Below are 21,025 nucleotides of genomic sequence, written 5' to 3' on the forward strand. Positions count from 1 at the left end.
AGGAGGCGGGAACAGGAGGAGGCGGGCACGGAGGAGACGGGCACAGGAGGAGACGGGCACAGGCGGCCGGTGAGGCCAGGTGGTCCCGCCCGGATGGGCTCGGCTCGGCTCAGCGGTCGAAGTCCACCTCCACCTTCTCCGTCGCCGGATGCGACTGGCAGGCCAGTACATAGCCCGCCTCGGTCTCTTCCGGCTCCAGCGCGAAGTTGCGCTCCATCCGTACGGAACCCGAGACAAGGAACGCGCGGCAGGTTCCGCAGACGCCGCCCTTGCAGGCGTAGGGCGCGTCAGGGCGGTTGCGCAGGACCGCGTCGAGGAGGGACTCGCCGTCTCCGACGGGCCAGGTGCCGGCGCGGCCGTCGAGCAGTGCGGTCACGGTGCTGTGCGCGGGTGTCGCGGCGGTCACCGGGCTGGCCGGTGCGGGGCTGTCGTCCACATAGAAGATCTCCTCGTGGATGCGGTCGCGCCGCACGCCCAGGCCGCGCAGCGCCCGCTCGGCGCCCTGCACCAGGCCGTACGGACCGCACAGGAACCAGCCGGCCACCGTGTCCACCGGGAGCAGCGCGGGCAGCAGCGCCGCGATGCGTTCCTGGTCGAGCCGGCCCGACACCAGGCCCGCCTGCTGCTCCTCCCGCGAAAGGACGGTGACCAGCTGGAACCGGTCCGGATAGCGGTCCTTCAGGTCGGCGACCTCCTCCAGGAACATCGTCGAGGCGGCAGTGCGGTCGCTGCGGATCAGGCAGAACCTGGCGTCCGGCTCCCGCTCCAGAAGCGTCGTGGCGATCGACAGGACCGGGGTGATGCCACTCCCGCCGACGACCGCCGCGTAGTGCCCGGGTGCCGGGTCGAGGGTGAAGCGCCCGGCCGGGGTCATCACCTCGACCTCGTCGCCGACGGCGATCTCCTTGTGCGCGTACGTCGAGAAGGCGCCGCCGTCGACGAGGCGCACCCCCACCCGCAGCGTCCGCGGCGCCTCACCGGCCGGGACCGGGGAGCAGATCGAGTACGTGCGCCGGATCTCCGTGCCGTCGGCCGTGCGGCGCAGGGCGAGGTGCTGGCCCGGCGCGTGGCGGTAGGACGCGCGCAGCTCGGCGGGCACGGCGAAGGTGAGCGCCACGGCGTCGTCGGTGAGCCGGTCGACCGCGGCGACGCGCAGCCGGTGGAAACGGGCCCTGCCTGCCCCGTCAGCCATGAGAACTCCTTGCGGCCATCACAGCTCCTTGAAGTGGTCGAAGGGTTCACTGCAGGACAGGCAGCGGCGCAGCGCTTTGCAGGCGGTGGAGGAGAAGCGGCTGAGCAGCTCGGTGTCGGTACCGCCGCAGTGCGGGCACGCGATCGGTTCCGAGGCCCAGGCCTCCTGGTCCGGTCCGGGTATGTGCCGGGTCGGGCCGAGGGCGACGGTGACCGGTCCGGCGGCCGCGCGCGTGGTGCGGGGCGGCGCTATGCCGAACTCGCCGAGCTTGCGGCGGCCCTCGGGTGTGATGTCGTCGGTGGACCAGGCGGGCGTCAGGACCGTGCGGACGGTGACGTCCGGGACACCGTGCTCGTGCAGGGCCTGCTCGATGTCGCCGGCCATCGTCTCGATCGCGGGGCACCCGGTGTACGTGGGGCTCAGCTCCACCTCGACGCGGCCGGGCCCTCGCGCGTGCACGGCGCGCAGTACGCCCAGCTCCTCCAGGGTGAGCACGGGCAGCTCGGGGTCGGGCACGGACCCCGCGACCCTGCGCAGCTCGGCTTCGAGCGGTGTCTCCTGCGTGCGGGCGAGGGTCACCATGACGCCCCCGGGTGGCTGCGGTGCAGATGCTGCATCTCGGCGAGCATCCGGCCGAACGGCTCGGTGTGCAGACCCTGACGGCCGGCTCCGGCGCGCCAGGCCCCGGTCTGCGGGCCTTCCGGGACGGTGAGGGTGGCCCGGCGCAGGGTGTCGGTCACCGTCGTCGTCCACCGCGTCTGCAACTCCGCCCCGTTGACGGCCAGGCCGGGGACGGGCTGGAACATCTCGCCCGTGAAGCGCCACAGGGCGTCGACCGCGCGCTGCATCCGCGCGTGGCTCTCCTCGGTGCCGTCGCCGAGCCGCAGGGTCCACTGCTGGGCGTGGTCCTGGTGGTAGGCGACCTCCTTGACGGCCTTCGCGGCGAGCGGGGCGAACTCGCTCTCGCCCGAGGCGAGGTCCGCGTACAGGAGGTGCTGGTAGGCGGAGAAGTAGAGCTGGCGGGCGATGGTGTGGGCGAAGTCGCCGTTCGGCTGCTCGACGAGCTGGAGGTTGCGGAAGGCGCGCTCCTCGCGCAGGTATGCCAGCTCGTCCTCGTCGCCGGTCATGGAGAGCAGGATGCGGGCCTGGCCGAGCAGATCGAGGGCGATGTTGGCCAGGGCGACCTCCTCCTCCAGGACCGGGGCGTGGCCCGCCCACTCGCCCAGGCGGTGCGAGAGCACGAGGGCGTCGTCGCCGAGGGCCAGCGCGGCCGCCGCGAAATCGGTGCCGGTACCGGTTCCCGTCGTGGTCACAGGTGCTTCACCCCGTCCGGGATCTCGTAGAACGTGGGGTGCCGGTACGGCTTGTCGGCGGCCGGTTCGAAGAACGGGTCCTTCTCGTCGGGGGACGAGGCGGTGATCGCGGCGGACGGCACGACCCACAGGGAGACGCCCTCACCGCGGCGCGTGTACAGATCCCGCGCGTTGCGCAGCGCCAGCTCCGCGTCCGGGGCGTGCAGGCTGCCCGCGTGGGTGTGGGCCAGGCCGCGACGGGAGCGGACGAAGACCTCCCACAGGGGCCATTCGGTGCCGCCGCCCCGCGTCGTGGGGGTGGTGGGGGTCTCGCTCATGCCGCCCTGCCTTCCGGGGCCGTCGTCGATGCGTGCTTGGCCGCGTGCGCCGCGGCAGCCTCGCGCACCCAGGCGCCCTCGTCGTGGGCGCGCCTGCGCTGGGTGATCCGCTGTTCGTTGCACGGGCCGTTGCCCTTGAGGACCTCGCGGAACTCCGCCCAGTCGATCGGGCCGAAGTCGTGCTGCCCGCGCTCCTCGTTCCACCGCAGCTCCGGGTCGGGGAGCGTCAGGCCGAGGGACGCGGCCTGGGGGACACAGATGTCGACGAAGCGCTGGCGCAGTTCGTCGTTGGAGTGGCGCTTGATCTTCCACTCCATGGACTGCGCGGAGTGCGCCGACTCGTCGTCGGGCGGGCCGAACATCATCAGCGACGGCCACCACCAGCGGTCCACCGCGTCCTGCGCCATCGCGTGCTGGGCCTCGGTACCCCGGCTGAGGGCGAGCAGCAGCTCGTACCCCTGGCGCTGGTGGAAGGACTCCTCCTTGCAGACGCGGACCATGGCGCGCGCGTACGGGCCGTACGAGCAGCGGCACAGCGGCACCTGGTTGGTGATCGCCGCGCCGTCCACCAGCCAGCCGATCGCCCCCACGTCGGCCCAGGTCAGTGTCGGGTAGTTGAAGATCGAGGAGTACTTCTGCCGGCCGCTGTGCAGCTTGTCGAGCAGGTCGTCGCGGCTCGCGCCGAGGGTCTCGGCGGCGCTGTAGAGGTACAGGCCGTGCCCCGCCTCGTCCTGGACCTTCGCCATCAGGATCGCTTTGCGGCGCAAGGAGGGGGCGCGCGTGATCCAGTTCGCTTCCGGCTGCATGCCGATGATTTCGGAGTGGGCGTGCTGCGCGATCTGGCGCACCAGCGTCGCGCGGTAGGCGTCGGGCATCCAGTCCCGGGGCTCGATGCGCTCGTCGGCCGCCACGGCGGCGTCGAACGCGGCCTGGAACCCGGCGGCGCGGTCCGCGTCCGCGACGGTCCCGGCTGCCTGGTGGTGCGGGGCTGCTGTCGCCATTCCCGGTCCCCTCCGGCCTCGGCCCTCGACCTCGGCTGCTCGCGTCGCGATCGGGCCCTCACCGCTCCCGACCGATCGTTCGGTTCGTCGGATTCAATGGTGGGACGTGGCGCCGTAAGGTGTCAACCCTGAGCCGCCGAGCCTGTGGATAACCGCGGGTGGCTGTGCCGGGCGGCCACTCCCCAGTACCGTGCCGGTGCGCCGCACCCGCCCGGGCCGACGGCGCGGAATCGGTTCGCCGCCGCTCCGCCGCCGAGCGGCCGGGCGCGACGGGCCGGGGGAACCAGGAGAACCGGGGAACGGGGAGCACCGATGGACACCGAAGCAGGCGCCGCGGACGAGGCCGCCCGGCGCAGGCCACAAGACGCGCCTCCCGCACCACCGGACGCGGCGGACACCCCGCGGAACGGCCCCGCCGGCCCCCTCGACCAGGACCGGCCGACCGAGGCGGACTCTGACGCGAACGCCAACGCGGGCCTGGGCGCGTCCGCAGACCGTCGCGGAATCCTCGCCCTCTCCCCCGGCTACCGGTTCACCGCCGCTGTGGCGCTGGTGGGGATCGGCGTCGTCGCCTGTTTCCACGTCCTCCTGGTCTTCCTGCACGTCGCCCCGGCGAACACCGTGTCCAAGCAGCACGCGCCCCTGGTCGACTGGTACATCTATCCGGAGTTCGAGCAGAACTGGAAGCTGTTCGCGCCGAACCCGCTCCAGCAGAACATCGCGGTCCAGGCCAGGGCCGAGGTGCGTGGGGCGGACGGCGGGCTGCGGACCACCGCCTGGTACGACCTGTCCGCGCAGGACGGCGCCGCCATCGACGGGAACCTGTTGCCGAGCCACACCCAGCAGAACGAACTGCGCCGCGCGTGGGACATCTACACGTCCACGCACGACCTGCAGAACCGGGCGACGGGCCTGCGCGGCGTGCTCTCCGAGCAGTACCTGCGGCGCGTCCTCGTCCTGCGTCTCGACCGGATCGGCGTGGCCGGCGAGGGCGACACCGTGGAGCGCGTCCAGGTCCGTTCGCGGTCGACCGTGATCAAGCCGCCGAAGTGGAGTGCCGAGAAGGTGGACCAGAAGCCGGTCTACCGGCAAGTGCCCTGGTGGTCGGTGACAGCGCGGGACGCGTCGCTCGACAGCGGTACGCATCTGCGGGCCACGGCCGCGACGGGCGGTGCCCGATGAACCCTGTCGTGGAGCAGTCGCGAAGGCTGGAGACCACCGTGCGCTCCGGCCTTCAGGCGATCACCGCGGCGCCGCTCGGCCGCTACCAGAGCGCCGTCATCCGCATCGGGTTCGCCGCGACCTGGCTGCTGTTCCTGCTGCGCGAGTTCCCGCACCGCCAGGAGCTGTACGGGCCGGACGGTCCCTGGGGCTGGGATCTCGCACAGCAGCTCATCGCGGACAATGACGCGTTCACCGCGCTGCTGTGGTCCGACGGCCAGGCGTGGTTCGAACTCGTCTACGCGGTGGCCGTGCTGGCCTCCGTCCTGCTGATGCTGGGCTGGCACACCCGCGCCACCTCCGTGCTCTTCATGGTCGGTGTGCTGTCGCTGCAGAACCGCAGCGTCTTCGTGGGCGACGGCGGCGACAACGTCATCCACCTCATGTCGATCTACCTGATCTTCACCCGCTGCGGGCAGGTGTGGTCGCTCGACGCACGGCGCGCGGCACGCGCGCGTGCCGCGCGGAAGACGGTCGATGGACCGGCGCCCCTGGACCTCGGCGGGATCATCCTGTGGGGGCTCCTCGGCCTCGCGCTCGCGACCGTCATGTTCACGGGCGACGTGGACGGGCTCTGGCTGCCGACCCTGTGGGGATTGTGGATCGCGCAAGGCGTGTGGTGGTGCGTCAACCGACGGGGCGAGTCCGGTGAGCCGCGCCTGCTGTGCGATGTCATCGCCAACATCGCGCACCACGCGGCCCTGTTGGTGATCATGGTCGAGGCCTGCCTGATCTACGCGACCGCCGGCTGGTACAAGATCCAGGGCTCTCGCTGGCAGGACGGCACGGCGGTCTACTACCCGCTGCACCTGGACTACTTCTCACCGTGGCCCGCCCTGAGCGACCTGCTCACGGCGGTCGGCCCGATGGTGCTCCTGGTGACGTACGGAACGGTCGCGGTCCAGGTCGCCTTCCCGTTCACGGTCTTCAACCGGCGGGTCAAGAACGTCCTGCTCGTGCTCATGATGCTGGAGCACGCCGTGATCGCCCTCGTGCTCGGGCTGCCCTTCTTCTCGCTCGCGATGATCGCCGCCGACGCGGTCTTCCTGCCGACGTCCTTCCTGCGCCGGGTCGGCCGGTGGGCGGCACGCGCGCGTGGACGAGGGCTTCCCGGCACGGAGAACGCCGAGGTACCCGCCCCGCGTACGGAACAGGAGCCCGAACCGGTGGCCGCGCAGACGCCCACGGCCCGCACGTAGGCTTCCTGCCATGAGCGGGACGAGCAGCACGGACAGCGGTGGCGACGGCGAGGCGGACGACGGGCCCCAGGGCGCCGTACGGGCCTGGCGGCGCCGGGCCGACACGGCCGTGCTGCTCGACGGCTTCCACGCGCTCAAGCACGCTCTGCGGTTCGGCGCCGACGTGTCCGTCGCCCTCGCCGCCGACCGTCCGGCGGCGCTCGCCCTCGCCGCCGACCTCGCCCCTGATGTGGTGGGTTCCCTGGACGCGCTCCTCGTGGAGGTCGAGGAGCGCGTGCTGCGGGGCCTCGTGCCGCGACTGCACCCGACCGGCGTCGCGGCCCTCGCCGCACGCCCCACCCGCGCCGGCAACCTCGGCACGCTGCGAAGTGAGCGCCGTACGACCCCCGTCGTCGTCCTCGACAACCCGCGCAACCTCGGCAACGCGGGCGCCGTCATCCGCCTCGCCGCCGGGTACGGCGCCACAGGCGTCATCACCACCGGCGACCTCGACCCCTGGCACCCCACGGTCGTCCGGGGCGGGGCCGGGCTGCACTTCGCGACCACCGTGGAGCGCCTCGCGGCCGACGAACTGCCCGCCGGGCCGCTGTACGCGCTCGACCCCGAGGGCGCGGACATCCGCAGCCTGAAGCTGCCCGACGACGCGCTGCTCGCCTTCGGGTCCGAGCGCAGCGGGCTCTCGGCCGAACTACGGCAGCGCGCCGATCAGTTGGTCTCCCTGCCGATGCGACCCCAGGTCTCCAGCTACAACCTGGCGACCAGCGTCGGCATGACGCTCTTCCACTGGAGCGCGCACAGCACGTACGCGCCCTAGCGGGACGTCAGACCGCCTCCCGGCGGACCTCCACCACGCGGAAGCGGTTCGCCACGAAGGCGGCGTCGCACAGGGCCGCGTTCGCCGCCGGGTTGCCGCCCGAGCCGTGGAAGTCGGAGAACGCCGCCGTCTGGTTCACGTAGACCCCGCCCGTGAGGTTGAGCGAGAGCTGGGCGCACTCGTCCAGGCAGACCTCCTCGACGGCGCCCGCCACTTCGTCGGAGGTGGTGTACGCGCCGACGGTCATGGCGCCCTTCTCGCGCACCGTGCGCCGCAGCAGGTCCACCGCGTCCTGGGTGGAGTCGACGGCGACGGCGAAGGAGACCGGGCCGAAGCACTCGGCCATGTAGGCGGCCTCGGCGTCGGCGTCCTCCCAGAACTTCCGTGCACCGTCCGCCTTCACGATCACCGGGGTGCGCACGACGGCGTCCGGGAAGTCCGGATTGGCGACCTCGCGCGAGGGCAGGGCGACCTCGCCGAGCCCGGGGGCCGCCTCCAGGCGGGACCGCACGTCCGGGTTGACCAGGGCACCGAGCAGCCCGTTCGCCCGCGCGTCGTCGCCGAGCAGGCCGCCGACCGAGCGCGCGAGGTCCGCGACGACCTCGTCGTAGGACTTGTCGCCCTGGTCGGTGGTGATGCCCGTGCGCGGCACAAGGAGGTTCTGCGGGGTCGTGCACATCTGGCCGCTGTAGAGCGACAGGGAGAAGGCGAGGTTCGCCAGCATGCCCTTGTAGTCGGCCGTCCCGTCGATCACGACAGTGTTGACGCCGGCCTTCTCCGTGTAGACCTGCGCCTGGCGCGCGTGGGACTCCAGCCAGTCGCCGAAGGCGGTCGAGCCGGTGTAGTCGATGATCTTGACCTCGGGGCGGACGGCCAGGGTCTTGGCGATGCCCTCACCGGCCCGCTCGGCCGCCAGCGCCACCAGGTCGGGGGCGAAGCCCGCCTCGGCCAGGACGTCGCGGGCCACCTGCACGGTCAGCGCGAGGGGCAGCACCGCGCGCGGGTGGGGCTTCACCAGGACCGGGTTGCCGGTCGCCAGGGAGGCGAACAGGCCCGGGTACCCGTTCCACGTCGGGAACGTGTTGCAGCCGATCAGCAGCGCGATCCCGCGGCCGACCGGGGTGAACTCCTTGTCCAGGACGAGCGGGTCGCGCTTGCCCTGCGGCTTGTTCCACTGCGCCGCGTCCGGCGTGCGCGTCTGCTCCTGGTAGGCGTACGCGACCGCTTCGAGGCCGCGGTCCTGCGCGTGCGGGCCGCCCGCCTGGAACGCCATCATGAACGCCTGGCCACTGGTGTGCATGACCGCGTGGGCGAACTCGTGCGTGCGCGCGCTGATCCGGGCCAGGATCTCCAGGCACACGGCCGCCCGCGCCTCGGCGCCCGTCTCGCGCCACGCGCGCATGCCCGCGCGCATGGCGGGCAGCAGCGTGTCGATGTCGGCGTGCGGATAGGTGATCCCCAGCTCGATCCCGTACGGCGAGACCTCACCGCCGACGAAGTCGTCCGTACCCGGCTGGCCCAGGTCGAGACGGGTGCCGAGCAGCGCGTCGAAGGCGGCCTTGCCCTCGGCGGCGCTCAGGCTGCCGTGCTCCCCGTAGGCCTTGGGGTGCTCGGGGTGCGGGGACCAGTACGCGCGCGTGCGGATCGCTTCCAGCGCCTGGTCGAGCGTCGGCCGGTGCTTGGTGATCAGGTCGTGCGCGGTGCGTTCGGCGGCGGCCATGGCGGACCAACTCCTCCTATGGGCAGGACTGGGCTGGGCTGGGCAGGAACGAACAGTGAGAGTTAGAGTAACCGAACGATCGGTCGGTACAAGAGGGTGCTTGGAACCTGTGGAGAACCGACCCGACGGGCCCCGGCGCCCGGATACCGGGCTGCATGCGGAAGGATCGCGCGCATGACAGCACATGACCGCCTTGGCCGCCTCGTAGGAGTGGTGGGCACCGGCACCATGGGCCAGGGCATCGCCCAGGTCGCCCTGGTCGCGGGCCACCCCGTCCGGCTGTACGACACGGTGCACGGCCGGGCGCGGGCCGCCGCCGAGTCGATCACCGCACGCCTCGACCGGCTCGTCGAGAAGGGGCGTATGAGCGCGGAGGAGCGCGCGGCGGCCGTCGCGCGCCTGGACCCCGCGGACGCGCTCGACGATCTGGCGGACGCCGCCCTCGTCGTCGAGGCCGTCCTGGAGCGGCTGGACGTCAAGCAGCAGCTGTTCCGCGACCTGGAGGAGATCGTCGCGGAGGACTGTCTGCTCGCCACCAACACCTCGTCCCTGTCCGTCACGGCGATCGGCGGGGCGCTGCGCATTCCCGGCCGCTTCGTGGGCCTGCACTTCTTCAACCCCGCGCCGCTGCTGCCCCTCGTGGAGGTCGTCTCCGGCTCCGCCACCGACGTCACCGCGGCCACGCGCGCGTACGAGACCGCCCGCGCCTGGGGCAAGACCCCGGTCGCCTGCGCGGACACGCCGGGCTTCCTGGTCAACCGCATCGCGCGCCCCTTCTACGCCGAGGCGTTCGCGGTCTACGAGGACCAGGGCGCCGACCCCGCCACCATCGACGCCGTGCTGCGCGAGAGCGGCGGCTTCCGCATGGGCGCCTTCGAACTGACCGACCTCATCGGCCAGGACGTCAACGAGGCGGTGACGCGCTCCGTCTGGGAAGGCTTCTCCCAGGACGCGAAGTTCCGCCCGTCGCTCGCGCAGCGCCGCCTGGTCGAGGCCGGGCACCTGGGCCGCAAGGCGGGCCAGGGCTGGTACGCGTACGGGGAGGGCGAGGAGCGGGCGGAGCCGCACACCGCGCCGCCCGCCGACAAGCCCGCGTACGTCGTCGCGGAAGGCGATCTGGGCCCCGCGCGCGAGCTGCTCGCCCTCATCCGCGAGGCGGGCATCGAGGTGCGCGAGGAGGACGAGGACAACGGCACGCGCCTGGTGCTGCCCGGCGGCGGCCAGCTCGCCCTCGCGGACGGGCAGACGTCCATCGAGTACCGGGACGTCGTCTACTTCGACCTGGCGCTCGACTACCGCGAGGCGACCCGGATCGCGCTCGCCACCGCCCAGGACGCCAATCAGCGCACCGTGGGCGAGGCCGTCGGGCTCTTCCAGGCGCTCGGCAAGGACGTCAGCGTCATCGGGGACGTCCCCGGCATGATCGTCGCCCGCACGGTGGCGCGCCTGATCGACCTGGCGCACGACGCCGTCGCCAAGGGCGTGGCCACCGAGGAGGACATCGACACCGCCATGCGGCTCGGGGTCAACTACCCGCTCGGGCCCATCGAATGGAGTCGCAAGCTCGGCAAGAACTGGGCGTACGCCCTCCTCGACGACCTGCACCTGCGCGACCCCTCGGGCCGCTACGCGCCGTCCCTGGCGCTCTACCGCCATTCGTACGCCCCGGAGAAGCGGGAGGCCTCCTCATGACCACCGCACGACGCGACACCGGCACAGGACGCGACAACGGCGCGCGGCGCGACACCTACACGCCCGACAGCCTGCTCGCGGTCGCCGTCACGATCTTCAACGAGCGCGGCTACGACGGCACGTCCATGGAGCACCTCTCCAAGGCGGCCGGCATCTCCAAGTCCTCGATCTACCACCACGTGACGGGCAAGGAGGAGCTGCTGCGCCGCGCCGTGAGCCGCGCGCTCGACGGTCTCTTCGGCATCCTCGGCGAGGAACCCGCGCGCGTGGGGCGTGCGATCGAGCGCCTGGAGTACGTCACGCGGCGCATGGTCGAGGTGCTGACCGGCGAACTTCCGTACGTGACGCTCTTGTTGCGTGTCCGCGGGAACACCGACACCGAGCGGTGGGCCATGGAGCGGCGCAGGGAGTTCGACCACCAGGTCGCCGAGCTGCTCAAGGCGGCCGCCGCCGACGGGGACGTGCGCGCGGACATACCCGTGCGGCTCGCCACCCGCCTCGTCTTCGGAATGATCAACTCGGTCGTCGAGTGGTACCGGCCCGACGGCGGCGGGCTGCGCGACCGCGAGGTGGCCGACGCGGTGGTGGAGCTCGTCTTCGGGGGGCTCCGCAAGGAGGGCTGACGCGGGGGCGTCAGGGGTGCTCCGGGCCCAGGTCCTCCTCCTCGAAGACAAGGAGCGTGCGCGTGCTCAGCACCTCGGGGATGGCCTGGAGCTTGGTGAGGACCAGCTCGCGCAGCGCCCTGTTGTCCTCGGTGTGCACCAAAATCAGGACGTCGAAATCGCCACTGACCAGCGCGATGTGCGAGGCCTCCGGCATCCGGCGCAGCTGGTCGCGGACCGTGCGCCAGGAGTTCTGCACGATCTTGAGCGTGACGTACGCGGACGCTCCCTGGCCGGCTCTCTCGTGGTTGACGCGGGCGCCGAACCCGCGGATCACACCGTCGTCGATGAGGCGGTTGATGCGGGAGTAGGCGTTCGCGCGGGAGACATGGACGCGCTCGGCGACGGAGCGTATCGACGCCCTGCCGTCCTTCTGGAGCATGTGCAGGATGTCGCGGTCGATGGCGTCCAGTGGGCGGGCCATGGGGTCGCCGCCGCCGGGGTCGCGCCCGCCGGAGCCGTCGGCCATTTGTTCAGATGCCATCCGCCCCCGCCTCCCTACCATGGACGTACTGCGTTCATCACAGGCTGTGGAGAACCGTTTGTCCACAGGCTGGAGGTGCCTGTAGCCAAAATGTGCCGACGACCGAACAATCGGTAGGTGAGGCGCATCACACCCGAGGCGCCCTCGAAGCCGCTCCCACGAGGAGGTGCCGTCATGACGGTCACGGAGCAGCGGGGCGCCCACCGCGCCGACGCGCCCACGCCGCCGCCCGCCTGGCAGCCCCGCACGGACCCCGCGCCGCTGCTGCCCGACGCGGAGCCCTACCGGGTCCTGGGCACCGGCGCCGCCGACCGCACAGAGCCCGCGCTGCTGCGCCGCCTGTACGCCGAGGTCGTGCGCGGGCGCCGGTACAACGCGCAGGCGACCGCCCTGACCAAACAGGGCCGCCTCGCCGTCTACCCGTCGACCACCGGCCAGGAGGCCGCCGAGGTCGCCGCCGCGCTCGTCCTGGAGGAGCGCGACTGGCTCTTCCCCAGCTACCGCGACACCCTCGCCGCCGTGGCCCGCGGCCTCGACCCCGTCGAGGCCCTGACGCTGCTGCGCGGCGACCGGCACACCGGCTACGACCCGCGCGAGCACCGCATCGCGCCCCTGTGCACGCCCCTCGCGACCCAGCTGCCGCACGCCGTGGGCCTCGCGCACGCCGCGCGCCTCAAGGGCGACGACGTGGTGGCGCTCGCCATGGTCGGCGACGGCGGCACCAGCGAGGGCGACTTCCACGAGGCCCTGAACTTCGCGGCCGTCTGGCACGCGCCGGTCGTCTTCCTCGTCCAGAACAACGGCTACGCCATCTCCGTGCCGCTGGCCAAGCAGACCGCGGCGCCGTCCTTGGCCCACAAGGCCGTCGGCTACGGGATGCCGGGCCGCCTGGTCGACGGGAACGACGCGGTCGCGATGCACGAGGTCCTCTCCGACGCCGTGGCACGCGCGCGTGGGGGCGGTGGTCCGACCCTGATCGAAGCTGTCACGTACCGGATGGACGCCCACACGAACGCCGACGACGCGACCCGCTACCGCGGCGACGCCGAGGTCGAGGCGTGGCGCGGACACGACCCCGTCCTGCTCCTCGAACGCGAGCTGACGCGGCGCGAACTCATCGACGAGGACGGCATACAGGCGGTGCGCGACGACGCGGAGACGATGGCGGCGGCGCTGCGCGAGCGCATGAACCAGGACCCGGCGCTCGACCCGATGGACCTGTTCACGCACGTGTACGCCGAGCAGACCGGTCAGTTGCGCGAGCAGGCGGCGCAGTTGCGGGCCGAGCTCGAGGCCGAGGCGGAGGCCTCCGGCGCGGACCAGGCATCCGAAGGGGGACGGGCATGACCACGGTCGCCGACAAGCCGGCCACGAAACCGGCCACCATGGCGCAGGCGCTCGGGCGCGCCATGCGCGACGCCATGGCCGAGGACCCGGCCGTGCACGTCATGGGCGAGGACGTGGGCACCCTCGGCGGTGTCTTCCGCGTCACCGACGGGCTCGCCAAGGAGTTCGGCGAGGACCGCTGCACGGACACGCCGCTCGCGGAGGCGGGCATCCTCGGCACCGCCGTCGGCATGGCCATGTACGGGCTGCGGCCGGTCGTGGAGATGCAGTTCGACGCGTTCGCGTACCCCGCGTTCGAGCAACTGGTCTCGCACGTGGCGCGGATGCGCAACCGCACGGGGGGCGCCATGCCGCTGCCCATCACCGTGCGCATCCCCTACGGGGGCGGCATCGGCGGCGTCGAGCACCACAGCGACTCCTCCGAGGCGTACTACATGGCGACGCCGGGCCTGACCGTCGTCACGCCCGCCACCGTCGCGGACGCGTACGGGCTGCTGCGGCAGTCCATCGCCTCCGACGATCCCGTGGTCTTCCTGGAGCCCAAGCGGCTGTACTGGGCGAAGGACTCCTGGAACCCGGAGAGCCCGGCGGACGTTGAGCCCCTAGGCACGGCAGTGGTCCGCCGCCCCGGGACCAGTGCCACGCTCATCACGTACGGCCCGTCCGTGCCGGTCTGCCTGGAGGCCGCCGAGGCGGCCCGCGCGGAGGGCTGGGACCTCGAAGTGGTCGACCTGCGCTCGCTCGTGCCCTTCGACGACGCGACCGTCGCCGCGTCCGTGCGCCGCACCGGCCGCGCTGTCGTCGTGCACGAGTCCGGCGGCTTCGGCGGGCCCGGCGGGGAGATCGCCGCGCGCGTCAGCGAGCGCTGCTTCCACCATCTGGAGGCGCCCGTGCTGCGCGTCGCCGGGTTCGACATCCCGTATCCGCCGCCCATGCTGGAGCGGCACCATCTGCCCGGCGTCGACCGCGTGCTCGACGCGGTCGCGCGGCTCCAGTGGGATCAGTGAGGGGGACGGGCTGATGGCTCAGGTGCTCGAGTTCAAGCTGCCCGACCTCGGTGAGGGGCTCACCGAGGCGGAGATCGTACGGTGGCTGGTCGAGGTCGGTGACGTGGTCGCCGTCGACCAGCCCGTCGTCGAGGTGGAGACCGCCAAGGCGATGGTCGAGGTGCCCTGCCCCTACGGCGGTGTGGTCACCGCCCGCTTCGGCGAGGAGGGCACCGAGATGCCGGTCGGGGCGCCCCTGCTGACGGTTGCGGTCGGGGAGCGGGAGCCGGCCGGGGGCGAGGGCTCCGCCGGGTCCGGCCCCGCGCCCTCCGTCGGTGCCGGATCGACGGGTTCCGCCGGTTCGGGCGCGGGAGGGGACGCCGGTGCCGGTGCGGGAGGGACCGGCGGTTCCGGTGCGGAAGGGTCCGGGAACGTCCTGGTGGGCTACGGGACAGCCGCGCCGGCGGCCCGGCGCAGGCGGGTGCGGCCCGTCGGGGGAGCCGGGTCGGGGGCCGGCGATGACAGGGCCCGGGGGCAGGGTGCGGCGCCCTCGCCGGTCGCGGTGCGTACGGCTTCGGCGCGGCAAGGTGCGGCTCCCGCGCCGGTCGCGGTGTGTACGGCTTCGGCGCGGCAAGGTGCGGCGCCCTCGCCGGTCGCGGTGCGTACGGCTTCGGCGCCTCCGAGCGCCGGCCCCGAGGCGGGGAACGGCCCGGGAGAGGGAAGCCGACCGGTCCCGGGACACGTCCCGGCGGCAGGGCACTCGGAGCCCGACCACAAGGCGCGCGGCGCCGCAGGGCCCGTACCGGTGATCTCCCCCATCGTGCGCAAACTCGCCCGGGACCAAGGGCTCGATCTGCGGGAGGTGCGCGGTTCCGGGCCTGAGGGGCTCATTCTCAGGGCGGACGTCGAGCGCGCCCTGGCGACGCTGATCGAACCGGCTGTCCACGTCGTCACGGAGCCACCCGCCCCGGAGGGGCACCGCACTCCTCTGCGCGGAGTGCGCGGCGCCGTCGCCGAGAAGCTCTCGCGCAGTCGGCGCGAAATACCAGACGCGACCTGCTGGGTGGACGCCGACGCCACGGAGCTCATGCACGCGCGCGTGGCGATGAACTCCGCGACGGGCCCGTCCGCCGGGCCGAAGATCTCCGTGCTGGCGCTGCTGGCCCGGATCTGCACGGCGGCGCTGGCCCGTTACCCGGAGCTCAACGCGACCGTCGACATGGAGCGCCGCGAGATCGTGCGCCTCGACGAGGTGCACCTCGGTTTCGCCGCGCAGACTCCGCGCGGCCTCGTCGTGCCCGTCGTCCGGGACGCCCACGCGCGCGGGGCGGAGTCACTGAGCGCCGAGTTCGCCCGGCTCACCGAGGCGGCGCGGGCCGGGACGCTGACGCCCGGGGAACTCACCGGTGGCACCTTCACGTTGAACAACTACGGCGTGTTCGGGGTCGACGGATCCACGCCGATCATCAACCACCCCGAGGCCGCCATGCTCGGCGTCGGCCGGATCACCCCGAAACCGTGGGTGCACCAGGGGGAGTTGGCCGTGCGGCAAGTGGTGCAGCTCTCGCTCACCTTCGACCACCGGGTGTGCGACGGCGGAACCGCCGGCGGCTTCCTGCGCTACGTCGCGGACTGCGTGGAGCAACCGGCTGTTCTGTTGCGATCACTTTGAACCACATCTGATCCGCTGCGAGCACGCATACTCGGTCCATGACCGAAGCCGCCGGGCCCGTCCACGACACCCCCGCGTACGGCACCCCCGTGTACGACGCCGTCGTCCTCGCCGGGGGTGCCGCGCGGCGGCTCGGCGGCGCGGACAAGCCCGGGGTGCGGGTCGGTGGCCGGGCGCTGCTCGACCGGGTGCTCGCCGCGTGCGCCGGCGCCCGTAGCACCGTCGTGGTCGCCGAACCGAGGCCGACCGCGCGCCCCGTCCGCTGGGCGCGCGAGGAACCGGCGGGCGGCGGTCCGCTCGCCGCGCTGGACGCGGGGGCGCGTGCGCTGGGCAGCCCGGAATCCGAGGAGGCGGGGCCGGACGGCTCGGGCAGCCCACCTTCTCGCGCCGCGGGGCTGCGGGGTCCGGCGGGCACTGAGTCTCGGGTCGCGGGGCTGCGGGGTCCGAAGGGCGCGGAGTCCCGGGTCGCGGGGCTGCGGGGGCCGGGCGGCACGGAGTCTCAGGACGCGGGGCTGCGGGGCCTGGACAGCACGGAGTCTCGGGTCGCGGGGATGTGCGGTACGGAGTCTCGGTTCGAGGGACTGCGGGGTTCGGGCGGCACGGAGTCTCAGGACGCGGGGATGCGGGGCCTGGACAGCACGGAGTCCCGCGCCGCGGGGCTGGTGGGCCCGGACGGGCAGGAGTCCCGGGTTGCGGGGCTGGTGGACCCGGACGGGCAGGAGTCCCGGGTTGCGGGGCTGGTGGGCCCGGACGGGCAGGAGTCCCGGGTCGCGGGGCTGCTGGGCCCGGACGGGCCGGAGGCCCGGGCTGCGCGGAGCGTCGTCGTGCTCTCCGCCGACCTGCCGTTCTTGCGTGAGCGCACGGTCCGCCTCCTGCTGACGACACTCGACACGCAGGGCGCCGACGGCGTTCTGCTCGTCGACGGTGACGGCCGTGACCAGCCGCTCGTCGCCGCGTACCGGGCCTCCGCCCTGCACCGGGTCCTCGCCGCGCTGCGCACCGAGCACGGGGCGCTCACCGGGCTGCCCCTGCGGCTGCTCGTCCGGAGCCTGGAGCCCGTCCGTATCACCGACCCCGTCGCGTCATTCGACTGCGACACCTGGGACGACATCGCCGCCGCCCGGACACGCATCAGGGAGCATGGTCACGTGTTGGATGAATGGATCTCCGCAGCCAAGGACGAACTGGGCATCGACCTGGACGTCGACACCAGCGTCCTGCTCGACCTCGCCCGCGACGCGGCCCACGGGGTCGCCCGCCCCGCGGCGCCCCTGACGACATTCCTCGTCGGGTACGCGGCGGCGCAGGCGGGCGGTGGCCCCGAGGCGGTCTCCGCCGCCGCGGTCAAGGCCGCCGTGCTCGCCAACAGGTGGGCCCGGGAGGCCGAGTCCGCGCAGGAACCGGGCCCCGCCGCCTCCGAACCGGGCCCCGCCGCGCCGGAACCGGGCGCGCCCGCGCCGGACGCGGGACGAGACGCGCAATGACCGGCCCCGACGGTCGAACGGCACCGGCCGACGCGTTGGACGACAGGGTCGCCAGGGCGCCCAGGGACACCGGCAACGCCGTGGAAGCCACCGACCCCCTGGACGCCTACGTGGACGAGGTCATCGCCCTCGCCAACAGCACCCGCAGCACCCGCAGCACCCGCAGCAGCCGCAGCAACCACCACACCCACGGCCCCGGCGGATGCGACCATGGTGACCGCGGTTCGGCCGACCCCGGCCACCTCGGCACCCCGCCTCCGGGCCCGCGCACCGGCCACGACACCCCGGCCTCCGCCGAACCCCCCAGCGCCCAGGCGCGTACGGACACCGGCACGGGCCGCCCCGCCAATGCCCCGTCCGCCACACCACACCCTCGCGCAACTCCCTGGCCGGCCGCCCGCCGAATCGCCCACGAGGCGGGCCGCCACGCCGCGCAGCACCACCCCCGTACGGATACGCCGACCGACCCCACCGCTCCCCGCGGAGCGACCCGTACACCCTTGGACCGCGCCCTCGGCCTCGTCCTCGCCGCTCCCCTGACCGCCCTCACCGACCTGCCCTCCTTCGACACGTCGGCGATGGACGGCTGGGTCGTGGCCGGGCCGGGCCCGTGGGACGTGCGGGACGAGGGGATCCTCGCCGGGCACGCGCTCCCCGGGTCGCTGGCGGACGGCGAGGCCGCGACCGTGGCGACCGGGGCGCGCATCCCCGCCGACACCACCGCCGTGATCCGCAGCGAGCACGGGCGCATCGACGACAAGGGCCGGCTGCATCCGCTGCGCCACGTCACGCAAGGCCAGGACATCCGGCCGCGCGGCCAGGAGTGCCGCAGCGGCGAGCTGCTGCTGCCCGCTGGCGGCCTCGTCACCCCCGCCGTGCTCGGTCTCGCGGCGGCGGCCGGCTACGACGAACTGGTCACGTTCGCGCGCCCACGGGCCGAAGTCCTGATCCTGGGCGACGAGTTGCTGACCTCGGGTCTGCCCCGCGAGGGGCTCATCCGCGACGCGCTCGGCCCGATGCTGCCGCACTGGCTGCGCGCGCTCGGCGTCGAGGTCACCGCCGTACGCCGGATCGGTGACGATGCGAAAGCCCTGCTCAAGGCGGTACGAGGGGCCAAGGCGGACCTCGTCGTGACGACCGGCGGGACCGCGTCGGGGCCCGTCGACCACGTCCACCCCACGCTCCGCGCGCTCGACGCCGAACTCCTCGTGGACGGGGTCGCGGTGCGCCCGGGGCACCCGATGCTGCTCGCCCGCCTGGGCGACGGACGGCACCTCGTGGGCCTGCCCGGCAATCCGCTGGCGGCCGTCTCCGGGCTGCTCACACTCGCCGAGCCGCTGGTGCGGGCGCTCGCGGGCCGGGCCGGGGACGAGTTCCCGTACGGCGCTCCCCTGCACAGCGCCGTCCATGGGCACCCGCACGACACCCGGCTCGTCCCCGTCGTCCTGCGCCAGGACCGCGGCAGCGGGCACGACTGGGCGGTGCCGCTGCACTACAACGGACCGGCGATGCTGCGCGGCATCGCCGCCGCCGACGGGCTCGCGGTCGTGGCGCCCGGCGGTGCTCATGAGGGCCAGGAGGTGGAGATCCTCGACCTGCCCTGGTCATGGGGTTCCGCGGCCGGGGGACCCCTGCCCGCGCAGCCTCCGGCGCGACACGCCACCATGGACCCCGCACGAGAGCGCGGCAGCACCAGTAGCACCAACAGCACCACGCAGCATCAGCAGTGACATCAGCAACCCCCCAGGCAGGGAAGGGCGTTTCACGTGAAACTGGCCGGCCATGACGTCATGGCGCGCCAAGCGGACGAGAAGACGACGACGTACCGGGTGAAGCTGCCCCGGCGGATCGTCGAGCGTCCGCTGCGCCAGGTCGCCCGCCGAGTCCTGATGGCTCTGGCCGTGCTCGTGCTCACCGCGGTCCTCGTCTGGCTGGACCGCGACGGGTACAACGACAACTCCGACGGCAGGGTCGACCTCCTCGACGCCTTCTACTACGCGACCGTCACCCTCTCCACCACGGGGTACGGCGACATCACGCCGGTCAGCGACGGAGCGCGGCTCACCAATATCTTCCTCATCACGCCGCTGCGTGTGCTGTTCCTGATCATCCTGGTCGGCACCACGCTCGAAGTCCTCACCGAACGGACCCGGGAGGAATGGCGCCTGAACCGCTGGAGGTCCAACTTGCGTGACCACACTGTCGTCATCGGCTTCGGCACCAAGGGCCGCAGCGCGGTGGAGACCGTCTGCGCGACCGGTCTGAAGCCCGAGCAGGTCGTGGTGGTCGACCCGAGCAGCAAGGTCATCGAGGCCGCGACCGCCCTGGGGTACGCCGGTGTCATCGGTGACGCGACGCGCAGCGACGTGTTGTTGAGGGCCGAGGTACAGCGCGCCCGGAAGATCATCATTGCCACCCAGCGGGACGACACGGCCGTCCTCGTGACGCTGACGGCACGGCAGTTGAACCGCAGCGCGAAGATCGTCGCCGCCGTGCGCGAGGAGGAGAACGCGCAGTTGCTGCGCCAGTCCGGTGCGGACGCGGTGATCACCAGCGCCAGCGCGGCGGGACGGCTGCTCGGCATGTCGGTGCTCAGCCCGCACGCGGGCATGGTCATGGAGGACCTGATCCAGAAGGGCAGCGGCCTCGACCTGATCGAGCGCCCGGTCATAAAGGCCGAGGTCGGACGCAGGCCGAAGGAGGTCGACGACCTGGTCGTCAGCGTCGTACGAGGACACCGCGTGCTCGGCTACGACGACAAGGCCATCGGCGGGCTCCAGCTGACCGACCGGCTCATCACCATCGTGCGGGTGACGCCGACGACCCAGGTCGCCCCGGACACGAAGCCGCTGCCGCAGGACTGACGGCCCGCACCTCCGTCCCGGTGTCGCCGGCGTCGCAGCAGGTGCGGCGCGGGCGGCGGAGTAGCCTCGCGGCCATGTATGCGATCACGATCCCGGAACCCGGCGGACCCGAGGCGCTCGTCTGGGCGGAGGTCCCCGACCCCGTACCCGGCGAGGGCGAAGTCCTGGTCGAGGTGGTCTCCAGCGCCGTCAACCGCGCCGATCTGCTCCAGCGCCAGGGCTTCTACAGCCCGCCGCCCGGCAGCTCCCCCTACCCCGGCCTGGAGTGCGCGGGCCGGATCGCCGAGGTCGGCCCCGGGGTGTCGGGCTGGTCCGAGGGCGACGAGGTGTGCGCGCTGCTCGTGGGCGGCGGCTACGCCGAGAAGGTCGTCGTCCCGGCCGGTCAGCTGCTGCCGGTCCCGAAGGGGATCGACCTGGTCAAGGCGGCCGCGCTGCCCGAGGTGACCTGCACCGTCTGGTCCAACGTCTTCATGATCGCCCACCTGCGGCCGGCCGAGACGTTCCTCGTGCACGGCGGCTCCAGCGGCATCGGCACCATGGCGATCCAGCTCGCGAAGTCGGTCGGCGCCAAGGTCGCCGTCACGGCGGGCAGCAAGGAGAAGCTCGACTTCTGCGCCGGTCTCGGCGCGGACATCCTGATCAACTACCGCGAGCAGGACTTCGTCGAGGAGATCAAGGCGGCCAGGGACGGCGCCGGGGCGGACGTCATCCTCGACAACATGGGCGCCAAGTACCTGAACCGCAACGTCGACGCGCTCGCCGTCAACGGCCGCCTCGCCATCATCGGTATGCAGGGCGGCGTCAAGGGCGAGCTGAACATCGGTACGTTGCTGGGCAAGCGCGGCGCCATCACCGCGACCACGCTGCGGGCCCGCCCGCTCGCGGAGAAGGCGGCGGTCGTCGCCGCGGTGCGCGAGCACGTCTGGCCGCTGATCGAGGGTGGCCACGTGCGGCCCATCGTGGACCAGGAGCTGCCGATGAGCGACGCCGCGCAGGGCCACCGGGTCCTGGAGGAGAGCGGCCACATCGGCAAGGTCCTGCTCACCCGGCAGTAGCG

18 protein-coding genes and 2 pseudogenes are annotated in these 21,025 nt (G+C 72.9%); 13 read left to right on the forward strand and 7 right to left on the reverse strand.

The features are described 5' to 3' along the window. Positions 1-109 precede the first annotated feature (109 nt). The 5 genes from paaE to paaA are packed head-to-tail and all read right to left on the reverse strand — an operon-like array spanning position 110 to position 3,823. A complete protein-coding gene (paaE, locus tag N5I75_RS27920) occupies positions 110-1,192 on the reverse strand; it encodes a 1,2-phenylacetyl-CoA epoxidase subunit PaaE (protein ID WP_476681788.1) in 1,083 nt (360 codons plus the stop codon). 18 nt (positions 1,193-1,210) lie between these two features. After that, positions 1,211-1,774 (reverse strand): 1,2-phenylacetyl-CoA epoxidase subunit PaaD, encoded by a 564-nt coding sequence (gene paaD, locus N5I75_RS27925; RefSeq protein WP_476681790.1) that lies wholly within the window; start codon positions 1,772-1,774, stop codon positions 1,211-1,213. Then, positions 1,768-2,505 (reverse strand): 1,2-phenylacetyl-CoA epoxidase subunit PaaC, encoded by a 738-nt coding sequence (paaC, locus tag N5I75_RS27930; protein ID WP_476681792.1) that lies wholly within the window; start codon positions 2,503-2,505, stop codon positions 1,768-1,770. The genes paaD and paaC overlap by 7 nt, the downstream gene beginning before the upstream one ends. Continuing rightward, complete coding sequence (gene paaB / locus N5I75_RS27935; protein WP_476681794.1) at positions 2,502-2,822, reverse strand: 1,2-phenylacetyl-CoA epoxidase subunit PaaB; 321 nt, start codon at positions 2,820-2,822, stop codon at positions 2,502-2,504. Before paaB ends, paaC begins: the two co-directional genes overlap by 4 nt. Continuing rightward, positions 2,819-3,823 (reverse strand): 1,2-phenylacetyl-CoA epoxidase subunit PaaA, encoded by a 1,005-nt coding sequence (gene paaA / locus N5I75_RS27940; RefSeq protein ID WP_476681796.1) that lies wholly within the window; start codon positions 3,821-3,823, stop codon positions 2,819-2,821. Before paaA ends, paaB begins: the two co-directional genes overlap by 4 nt. Before the next feature lie 312 nt (positions 3,824-4,135). On the opposite strand from paaA, the gene N5I75_RS27945 reads away from it, so the two are divergent. The 3 genes from N5I75_RS27945 to N5I75_RS27955 are packed head-to-tail and all read left to right on the forward strand — an operon-like array spanning position 4,136 to position 7,057. Beyond that, complete coding sequence (locus tag N5I75_RS27945; RefSeq protein WP_476681798.1) at positions 4,136-5,005, forward strand: DUF5819 family protein; 870 nt, start codon at positions 4,136-4,138, stop codon at positions 5,003-5,005. Next, entirely contained in the window at positions 5,002-6,243 is a 1,242-nt protein-coding gene (locus tag N5I75_RS27950; protein WP_476681800.1) for an HTTM domain-containing protein, read from the forward strand. The genes N5I75_RS27945 and N5I75_RS27950 overlap by 4 nt, the downstream gene beginning before the upstream one ends. A 10-nt stretch (positions 6,244-6,253) precedes the next feature. After that, on the forward strand, positions 6,254-7,057 hold the full coding sequence (locus N5I75_RS27955) for a TrmH family RNA methyltransferase (protein ID WP_476681802.1): 804 nt from the start codon (positions 6,254-6,256) through the stop codon (positions 7,055-7,057). A 7-nt stretch (positions 7,058-7,064) separates the two neighbouring features. Here the strand turns inward: N5I75_RS27955 and paaN are convergent, their stop codons facing one another. Beyond that, complete coding sequence (gene paaN / locus N5I75_RS27960; RefSeq protein WP_476681803.1) at positions 7,065-8,777, reverse strand: phenylacetic acid degradation protein PaaN; 1,713 nt, start codon at positions 8,775-8,777, stop codon at positions 7,065-7,067. A gap of 174 nt (positions 8,778-8,951) precedes the next feature. Between paaN and N5I75_RS27965 the strand changes: the two genes are divergently transcribed. Continuing rightward, a complete protein-coding gene (locus N5I75_RS27965) occupies positions 8,952-10,469 on the forward strand; it encodes a 3-hydroxyacyl-CoA dehydrogenase (RefSeq protein WP_476681805.1) in 1,518 nt (505 codons plus the stop codon). Next, positions 10,466-11,092 (forward strand): TetR/AcrR family transcriptional regulator, encoded by a 627-nt coding sequence (locus N5I75_RS27970; RefSeq protein ID WP_476681807.1) that lies wholly within the window; start codon positions 10,466-10,468, stop codon positions 11,090-11,092. The genes N5I75_RS27965 and N5I75_RS27970 overlap by 4 nt, the downstream gene beginning before the upstream one ends. 10 nt (positions 11,093-11,102) lie before the next feature. Here the strand turns inward: N5I75_RS27970 and N5I75_RS27975 are convergent, their stop codons facing one another. After that, the gene (locus N5I75_RS27975) at positions 11,103-11,615 is read right to left on the reverse strand and encodes an Lrp/AsnC family transcriptional regulator (protein WP_476681809.1); all 513 of its coding nucleotides are present in this window, start codon (positions 11,613-11,615) and stop codon (positions 11,103-11,105) included. Positions 11,616-11,789: 174 nt separating this feature from the next. Here N5I75_RS27975 and pdhA point away from each other — a divergent pair, with 174 nt between their 5' ends. The 8 genes and pseudogenes from pdhA (at position 11,790) to N5I75_RS28015 (ending at position 21,023) form a co-directional block, all read left to right on the forward strand. After that, a complete protein-coding gene (pdhA, locus tag N5I75_RS27980) occupies positions 11,790-12,962 on the forward strand; it encodes a pyruvate dehydrogenase (acetyl-transferring) E1 component subunit alpha (RefSeq protein WP_476681811.1) in 1,173 nt (390 codons plus the stop codon). Further along, positions 12,959-13,969, forward strand: a complete 1,011-nt coding sequence (locus N5I75_RS27985; protein WP_476681813.1) for an alpha-ketoacid dehydrogenase subunit beta — start codon at positions 12,959-12,961, stop codon at positions 13,967-13,969. Before pdhA ends, N5I75_RS27985 begins: the two co-directional genes overlap by 4 nt. 13 nt (positions 13,970-13,982) lie before the next feature. Next, positions 13,983-15,620: a dihydrolipoamide acetyltransferase family protein gene (locus N5I75_RS27990; protein ID WP_476681815.1), complete on the forward strand. Its 1,638-nt coding sequence runs from the start codon at positions 13,983-13,985 to the stop codon at positions 15,618-15,620. 38 nt (positions 15,621-15,658) lie between these two features. Then, positions 15,659-15,943 (forward strand): annotated as a pseudogene (locus N5I75_RS27995) (NTP transferase domain-containing protein); the annotation flags it as partial. Positions 15,944-16,429: 486 nt separating this feature from the next. After that, a pseudogene (locus N5I75_RS28000) lies at positions 16,430-17,104 on the forward strand (DUF6457 domain-containing protein); the annotation flags it as partial. Continuing rightward, complete coding sequence (locus tag N5I75_RS28005) at positions 17,101-18,834, forward strand: molybdopterin molybdotransferase MoeA (protein ID WP_476681817.1); 1,734 nt, start codon at positions 17,101-17,103, stop codon at positions 18,832-18,834. The pseudogene N5I75_RS28000 and the gene N5I75_RS28005, both read left to right, overlap by 4 nt. Positions 18,835-18,870: 36 nt before the next feature. Further along, a complete protein-coding gene (locus N5I75_RS28010; RefSeq protein ID WP_476681819.1) occupies positions 18,871-19,968 on the forward strand; it encodes a potassium channel family protein in 1,098 nt (365 codons plus the stop codon). A 74-nt stretch (positions 19,969-20,042) separates the two neighbouring features. Continuing rightward, entirely contained in the window at positions 20,043-21,023 is a 981-nt protein-coding gene (locus tag N5I75_RS28015) for an NAD(P)H-quinone oxidoreductase (RefSeq protein WP_476681821.1), read from the forward strand. Positions 21,024-21,025: the final 2 nt, after the last annotated feature.

It is taken from the genome of Streptomyces sp. R818 (assembly GCF_056172735.1).

Excerpts from the sequence above, each read along its gene's own strand:
- N5I75_RS27975 (WP_476681809.1), bottom strand. The coding sequence starts at position 11,615 with ATGGCATCTGAACAAATGGCCGACGGCTCCGGCGGGCGCGACCCCGGC.
- N5I75_RS27955 (WP_476681802.1), top strand. The coding sequence starts at position 6,254 with ATGAGCGGGACGAGCAGCACGGACAGCGGTGGCGACGGCGAGGCGGAC.
- paaE (WP_476681788.1), bottom strand. The coding sequence starts at position 1,192 with ATGGCTGACGGGGCAGGCAGGGCCCGTTTCCACCGGCTGCGCGTCGCC.
- N5I75_RS27945 (WP_476681798.1), top strand. The coding sequence starts at position 4,136 with ATGGACACCGAAGCAGGCGCCGCGGACGAGGCCGCCCGGCGCAGGCCA.
- paaA (WP_476681796.1), bottom strand. The coding sequence starts at position 3,823 with ATGGCGACAGCAGCCCCGCACCACCAGGCAGCCGGGACCGTCGCGGAC.
- paaB (WP_476681794.1), bottom strand. The coding sequence starts at position 2,822 with ATGAGCGAGACCCCCACCACCCCCACGACGCGGGGCGGCGGCACCGAA.
- N5I75_RS28015 (WP_476681821.1), top strand. The coding sequence starts at position 20,043 with ATGTATGCGATCACGATCCCGGAACCCGGCGGACCCGAGGCGCTCGTC.
- N5I75_RS27970 (WP_476681807.1), top strand. The coding sequence starts at position 10,466 with ATGACCACCGCACGACGCGACACCGGCACAGGACGCGACAACGGCGCG.
- paaD (WP_476681790.1), bottom strand. The coding sequence starts at position 1,774 with ATGGTGACCCTCGCCCGCACGCAGGAGACACCGCTCGAAGCCGAGCTG.
- pdhA (WP_476681811.1), top strand. The coding sequence starts at position 11,790 with ATGACGGTCACGGAGCAGCGGGGCGCCCACCGCGCCGACGCGCCCACG.
- N5I75_RS27950 (WP_476681800.1), top strand. The coding sequence starts at position 5,002 with ATGAACCCTGTCGTGGAGCAGTCGCGAAGGCTGGAGACCACCGTGCGC.
- N5I75_RS27985 (WP_476681813.1), top strand. The coding sequence starts at position 12,959 with ATGACCACGGTCGCCGACAAGCCGGCCACGAAACCGGCCACCATGGCG.
- N5I75_RS28005 (WP_476681817.1), top strand. The coding sequence starts at position 17,101 with ATGACCGGCCCCGACGGTCGAACGGCACCGGCCGACGCGTTGGACGAC.
- N5I75_RS27990 (WP_476681815.1), top strand. The coding sequence starts at position 13,983 with ATGGCTCAGGTGCTCGAGTTCAAGCTGCCCGACCTCGGTGAGGGGCTC.
- N5I75_RS27965 (WP_476681805.1), top strand. The coding sequence starts at position 8,952 with ATGACAGCACATGACCGCCTTGGCCGCCTCGTAGGAGTGGTGGGCACC.
- paaN (WP_476681803.1), bottom strand. The coding sequence starts at position 8,777 with ATGGCCGCCGCCGAACGCACCGCGCACGACCTGATCACCAAGCACCGG.